The organism is Streptomyces sp. NPDC054783, assembly GCF_053611725.1.
The window spans coordinates 1-1,113 of sequence record NZ_JBSHAY010000108.1; the positions used below are offsets into that span (position 1 = coordinate 1).

Genomic DNA, 1,113 nt, shown 5'->3' on the forward strand with positions numbered 1-1,113 from the left:
CCGACACACCCGACACACCACCGCCGGCCGCTTCGTCCGACGAAGACGAGTCACACTCCACCACCACGACCGACGGCACCGACCCACCACCGTCCAAGGCCTCCTGAAACCCGGAAAGGTCGCACGTCGGCAGGACGACCCAGTCGTCGGAGGTATGTGCAGCCGCCTGGTCGGTCTCCGCAACCGGGACGGGGGCCCACTCGACGCGGAAGAGGGAGTCGTGGCGCTCACCGGCGGCAGCACGCACCTGCTCCACCGAAGCAGCCCGCAACGCCACCGACCCCACCGACGCCACCGGCCGGCCCGCACCATCGGCCACCAGCAACGACACCGCATCGGAGCCGAGCTCACCAAGCCGCACCCGCAGCGACGACGCCCCCGCCGCGAACAACGACACCCCGCTCCAAGCGAACGGGATCAGCGGACCGGCCACCGACCCGTCACGCCGCTCGGCACTGTCGATACCCACCGCGTGGAGGGCGGCGTCGAGGAGGGCCGGGTGCAGCCCGAAAGCACCGGCAGCATCAGCAGCCTGCTCCGGCAGCACCACCTCGGCGAACAACTCGTCCCCACGCCGCCACACACCACGCAACCCACGGAACACCGGCCCATACACAAGACCCGACTCCGCAAGCTCCCCATACAACCCATCGACCCCAACAGCCACCGCACCCTCCGGCGGCCACACCACAAGATCCCTCACACCCGCGCCGCCATCGAAATCAGCAACGACGCACAACACACCCGTGGCATGCCGCACCCACGGCTCACCACCCACCGCATCACGCCGACGCGAAAACACCCCGAACGACCGCCGACCAGACCCGTCAGCAGCCTCCACCAACAACTGCACCCGCACACCAACGCCCTCAGGAAGCACCAACGGCGCCTCCAACGTCAGCTCCTCGACACCCCCACACCCCACACGCCCACCAGCATGCAGCGCCAACTCCACGAACGCCGTACCAGGCAACACCACCTCACCCAGCACCACATGATCCGCAAGCCAACCCTGCACACCCGCCGACAACACACCCGTGAACAAAAACCCGTCACTGTCCGCCAACGCCACCGCAGCACCCAACAACGGATGACCCGCAACACCCAGACCGA

At 68.2% G+C, this 1,113-nt stretch carries 1 protein-coding gene; it reads right to left on the minus strand.

The features are described 5' to 3' along the window. Positions 1-1,072, minus strand: a 1,072-nt coding sequence (locus ACWGJ5_RS46585) for a polyketide synthase dehydratase domain-containing protein (RefSeq protein WP_453315646.1), incomplete at its 3' end; no start/stop codon positions are given. Positions 1,073-1,113: the final 41 nt, after the last annotated feature.